The organism is Candidatus Magnetominusculus xianensis, assembly GCA_001541255.1.
Lineage (GTDB): Bacteria > Nitrospirota > Thermodesulfovibrionia > Thermodesulfovibrionales > Magnetobacteriaceae > Magnetominusculus > Magnetominusculus xianensis.
The window spans coordinates 1-5,142 of record LNQR01000025.1; the positions used below are offsets into that span (position 1 = coordinate 1).

The window sequence follows — 5,142 nt, forward strand, 5'->3', positions numbered from 1 at the left end:
TTTGATACCCCGCACCTCCGCAGCAGACTCATGCCCCCCTCAAAGAATGGGGGGGCATGACTGGTTTTATTATGACACAGTCTGGAAAGCAGGAATCCATTCTTTAAGGTCGAACATAAACGGGGCATATTTATTCATTTTGCAACTGGCTCTACTGGTATTATTTACCGCTAACTCCGGCCATATTCATCTCGTTTAGCAGCGCCCTGGCAGCCAATTCATGTCCGTATTCGTTCCAATGCCAGTCATAAGGGGACTCAAAGTGCCTGTGTTCAGCCTTATAGTGTCTCTGGAACTCTCCAGTTAAATCAACACAGTGAAAGTTATGCGCCAGACATGTCTCCATAAAAAGGGTGTTAAGCCATATGACACTGCTGTTGTCCAGCGTCCCTGCGTATATGTCGGCACGCGGGGCGTCCATAATGAAAAATATCTTCTTGTGGGGGTTTTCTGCTTTTATCTTGTCCATTAAGTAGTTGACAGCGTTGTAGAGCTTTGGCTTTAGGGCGGCAAGTCTCTGAACATCGACATTCGCGTTATAAAATTTACCTGTCCCGCCGGTAAATATTTTATTATATATGGTCAGAGACGATATACTCCGCTTGAGTGACAAGTTAACCCAAAGGTATCTCAGCAGGGCGCTGTGTTCAAAGACAAACTTCTTAAACAGGGTCTTATTTCTTGAGGCCATAGCAGGCTTAATCGTCTCTGTAAAGCCAGAGCCGTTTTCCTCAAGGCACATAAAACCGCTCATAAGTACCATTGAACACAGGGATTCGTCAAAATCGTTGTGTACGATGTTAAATACGAGAATGTCGGGATTAAAGCGCCGGTTTACGTATCTGGCGGTTTGAAGGTATTGGCTCAGTGGGGCGCCGTTTATGCCAAAACTGTAGACCTCGTACTGTCCGTTTAATTTTTCCTTTAGTTTTGAGGCCATCGTATCTTTCATATCTACTTGAAGGGCCTCGACAAACGAATCCCCGATTACGGCAATCAGGGGTTTTTTACGGTCTGTGCTGTAGTTGGTATCGCTTCTGACGCCTTCGTTGTTTATGTGCCACTTTACCTGCAACTGTGCCAGATTTCCCGCTGTGAACAGGCCATCACTGGTTTCACGGGTGTCAAACCTGCAGATATTATCCTTTTTATCATAATAAACCAGAGGAGATTTCGATGCCGGTATGATGTACCTGAAAACTATCTCAAGGGCAATCAGCGTCAACACCATAAACGGTATCGTTATCAATGTGATGTTTATCAGGACACGTTTAATCCTGCTGCGCTTTTTTTTCATTTACATGTAATAGCCGCTTTCACCGTGCTGTGTGGTGTCAAGCCCCTCGACTTCGTCTTCTGTGTTGACTCTGATAGACGTAAATAAGCTGATAATCTTAAAAATAACGATTGTCATAACAAATGAGAAAACAGCGACGATTAAGACAGCAGCTAATTGAATGATTAACTGTTTGGCGTTGCCGTAGAACAGGCCGTCTGCACCGTTGGCGTTGATGGCCTTGCTGGCAAATAGTCCAAGGCATATTGTGCCGATTGCACCGCCTACGCCGTGTACGCCGAAGGCGTCGAGGGAATCGTCATATCCAAAGCGTGGTTTCAGATTGAGCGCAAAATAACACACTACTCCTGCAACGCAGCCAATAGCAAGGGCTGCCATAGGTGTAATAAACCCGGCAGCAGGGGTTACCGTTGCCAGACCAGCGATTGAAGCAGTAGCGGCGCCAAACATTGTAGGCCTGCCGTGGAGCATCCACTCAAGCGTAATCCATACGCACATTGCCGACACCGCGGCAGTATGCGAGGTAACAAATGCAAGCGTACTTAACTGCCCCGATGACAGTGCACTCCCGCCATTAAACCCAAACCATCCGAACCACAAAATCCCCGTGCCGATTACAGTCAACGGCAGATTGTGCGGCGGCATCAGGTCGTGTGGAAAGCCCTTCCTCTTCCCCAGATATAAGGCCGCTGCAAGCGCCGAAAACCCTGACGTAACGTGAACGACAATACCTCCGGCAAAGTCCAGCACACCCATTTGAGACATCCACCCGCCTTTGCCCCATACCCAGTGGGCAACCGGGGTGTAGACAACCAATGCCCATATAAATGTAAACGCAATAAAGGCTGAAAACCTCATCCGCTCCGCAAATGCCCCGCTGATTAGCGCCGGGGTGATGGCAGCAAACATCGCCTGATAAATCATAAAAGCCATATGAGGAACCGTTGGGGCATAATCGGGATTAGGCTCAAGGGTTACGGAGCTGAGTCCTGCCCAGTCCAACCCGCCTATGATACCGTGGAAATCCGGTCCGAAGGCAAGGCTGTAACCAAAGAGAATCCACTGAAGGCTCACCAGGGCGATAGCCGCAAAACTCTGCATTATTATGGAGAGGACATTTTTACGCCTGACCATCCCGCCGTAGAACATCGCTAGTGCTGGCGTCATGAACATTACCATCGCTGCACTGACCAGTATCCATGCGGTATCCCCTTTGTCAACGCCTGCGGGTGTGTCCGAATAGGCTGTTGTTGCAATTAACATAAAAAGCAGTGTAAAAATATATCTCATTATTACCTCCTGATAATCTAGGCCTGTACAACGCCTGTCGTACAATGGTCACGTAAGATAACATCTTCAATATTAAATTATCAATCTCGTGTCAAGCCATGTCAAGCCAAACTAAAAACGTTCTACAGCCCAATCTCCAAAGCCTTTAAAACACCGGTAGAGTTGTTATTATATTTATTTTTTGTTAATTATTAAGGAATTCTCTCTGTTATTATTTAATAGTAGACACGCGGCGTTTTTAGTTTGCGGCGCTGTGCGTTTTCCATGAATTTCCCGGGCGTTTCCGGCAAGGTGCGTGGAGCTGTTATAATCGTTTAAATACAGCAGCTTATAGGTGTTTCCTGTCCCGTGATTATTGCTGTGCTTTTACCTTCAGTTTGCAGTTATAGATGTTTCTGTGATATACTTAATTATAAGGAAGGGTGAAGCAGGCTGGTGATTAGCGGCAGTAAATACCAACTTGAGGAGGGATACTATGAGCAGAGAGCATTGTACACACAGTTCGCTTTCAGTTGTACTGGCGTTTTTACTTGGCGGGTTATTTGGGGTAGGGATTGCGATACTTGTTGCCCCGGTTCCCGGTGAACAGACAAGGCGCAGGCTCAAAGAAGCCGCTGAGGAAATCAAAGACCATACAGTACACTACGTAGATGAGACTAAAGGCAAGGTCGTTGCGATAATAGAAAAAGGGAAAGAACTAACCGAGGAAACCCTGGCAGACTTAGCTGGCTCTTGCGCGTGCAGCAGGGATATTAAGGATAAGGGCAACGGCGCAGCTTAAGCTGTAGTGCTTTGAAGGGGGTCTGACATGGGTTCAACTGGCGTCAACCCCCTTTTTATATAACAGCCCCACCGTACCGTCAGGCTCCCCCCGCTTAATGAAACACTGTATTTTGAACAACAGGTAGGTATACAGTTACATTAGTGCCCTTACCTGCTTCGCTTTCAATATTAATAGTGCCTGAGTGCCGGGTTAATATCCCCTCTGCTATAGATAACCCCAATCCCTTTCCAGCGCCAACTTCCCTTGTCGTGAAAAAGGGAATAAATGCCTTTTTCAGAACCTCCTCTGACATGCCAACACCGTCGTCATTTATTTTAACCACAATCATTTCGCCGTTGTCGTTACTTACTTGCGACGTAGATATATGTATATTGCCGTCAGGCTTGACAGCGCTTATGGCATTACTGATTATTTGATAGAAACACTGATTTATCGACCGTGGCTCACACAGATACAAAGGCAGCTCTGAAAATTCTCTGGTAACATTCACACTGCCTGTTGCAGTTATAGCCAACGTTTCGTCGATACATTTGTTAATGTCCACCTCATCGACATCCGCTGTGTCACGGCGCGAGAACACCTTAAGAGAATCGACGATTTCCTTTATTCTCTCGATATTCCTGATGGACATGTTTATTTTCCTGTGCATTACAGATATTGAATCACCTATCTTAAATTCATCCAATAAAGACATGTAAGCATCTATGAACTCCGCAGGTGAGGCCGATGCTGCCATATTCATAGTATATCTGATAAAATGCTCAAATACCCCAAGTGTTTTGCTGAAGAAGTTTACTGACGCCTTAACTATTGACAATGGATTGTTTATCTCATGCGCCAAACCCGCAGACAGAGTAGTCAGCCCTGCCATTCTATCCATTTCTAAAACCTTGACTTCATCTTTCCTCAACTGTTCTGCCTTTTCCTGAGCCTTGTTTTCAAAGAGACTTATTGAAGAGTCTATAGATTGCTGCAATAAATTGTGTTCTCGGGCCTTACGTTTTGAAATATCTCTGATTATGCCGATTGTGTACCTCCTGCCTTCTATGTTGACGGATGAAACAGACAACTCTATCGGAAACTCTTCGCGGTCTTTGTTGAGTGCTTCTATCTCGACTATTTCACCGGCAAGGATGCCCTGTCCTGTTTCCATGTACGATATCATCCCCATTATATGTTTTCTCTGATACCTTTCAGGGATAATTAATTCATACAGTTTCCTGCCAACCGCCTCCTCTTTTGAAAAGCCAAACACTATCTCGGCTGTCTTATTCCATATTTTGACATCCCCCTCTCCATCAATCATAATAAATGCGTCCTGAACGACTATGCTCATTTGCTCATAAAGGTTCATTTGACCGCAACAAATACCATTACATATAAACGGCTGCACTTGTGCTTTATGTGAGTTATCTGTAAGCATGATGTTCCCCACGCGGCACACCCCTTGTGTTTAGGATAACAAGTAAACCCATAAAGCGCCTGCATTGATTGTGCCTGAAAAGGATTATTAAGGCTATGTATGTATGTATGGGCGAAATGTCAATAATAATTCACTGTAAATAGTCATCATCTTGTTCCCCTTCGCGTATCTCTTGCTACACTATACAATATTTACCATGTTAATGTCAAATATATTTCATTATCAGGCCAGGGCAAACGCACTATGTATTTTTATGTCTGTCATTCCCGCGAAAGCGGGAATCGTGCGCCTGTGAGTGTGCATAGTCAGAGGGGTGAAAGTCCCCTTCAGGTATACGCTCTCCGGCCT

The 5,142-nt window shown here is 45.4% G+C and carries 4 protein-coding genes; 1 reads left to right on the forward strand and 3 read right to left on the reverse strand.

The window, feature by feature from the left end; translation table 11 throughout:
- Positions 1 to 160 precede the first annotated feature (160 nt).
- Together ASN18_RS03215 and ASN18_RS03220 are read right to left on the reverse strand one after the other, a co-directional pair.
- On the reverse strand, positions 161 to 1,297 hold the full coding sequence (locus ASN18_RS03215; RefSeq protein ID WP_085051167.1) for an SGNH/GDSL hydrolase family protein: 1,137 nt from the start codon (positions 1,295 to 1,297) through the stop codon (positions 161 to 163).
- Positions 1,298 to 2,587: an ammonium transporter gene (locus ASN18_RS03220; RefSeq protein ID WP_085051168.1), complete on the reverse strand. Its 1,290-nt coding sequence runs from the start codon at positions 2,585 to 2,587 to the stop codon at positions 1,298 to 1,300.
- A 475-nt stretch (positions 2,588 to 3,062) separates the two neighbouring features.
- On the opposite strand from ASN18_RS03220, the gene ASN18_RS03225 reads away from it, so the two are divergent.
- The gene (locus tag ASN18_RS03225) at positions 3,063 to 3,368 is read left to right on the forward strand and encodes a YtxH domain-containing protein (protein WP_085051169.1); all 306 of its coding nucleotides are present in this window, start codon (positions 3,063 to 3,065) and stop codon (positions 3,366 to 3,368) included.
- A 94-nt stretch (positions 3,369 to 3,462) separates the two neighbouring features.
- On the opposite strand, the gene ASN18_RS03230 is transcribed toward ASN18_RS03225, so the two are convergent.
- Positions 3,463 to 4,794, reverse strand: a complete 1,332-nt coding sequence (locus tag ASN18_RS03230; protein WP_157072808.1) for a two-component system sensor histidine kinase NtrB — start codon at positions 4,792 to 4,794, stop codon at positions 3,463 to 3,465.
- Between the last annotated feature and the right edge of the window lie 348 nt (positions 4,795 to 5,142).

What these genes read in the sequence shown, in the direction of transcription:
- ASN18_RS03215 (WP_085051167.1), bottom strand. Translation starts at nt 1,297, where the DNA reads ATGAAAAAAAAGCGCAGCAGGATTAAACGTGTCCTGATAAACATCACA.
- ASN18_RS03220 (WP_085051168.1), bottom strand. Translation starts at nt 2,587, where the DNA reads ATGAGATATATTTTTACACTGCTTTTTATGTTAATTGCAACAACAGCC.
- ASN18_RS03225 (WP_085051169.1), top strand. Translation starts at nt 3,063, where the DNA reads ATGAGCAGAGAGCATTGTACACACAGTTCGCTTTCAGTTGTACTGGCG.
- ASN18_RS03230 (WP_157072808.1), bottom strand. Translation starts at nt 4,794, where the DNA reads ATGCTTACAGATAACTCACATAAAGCACAAGTGCAGCCGTTTATATGT.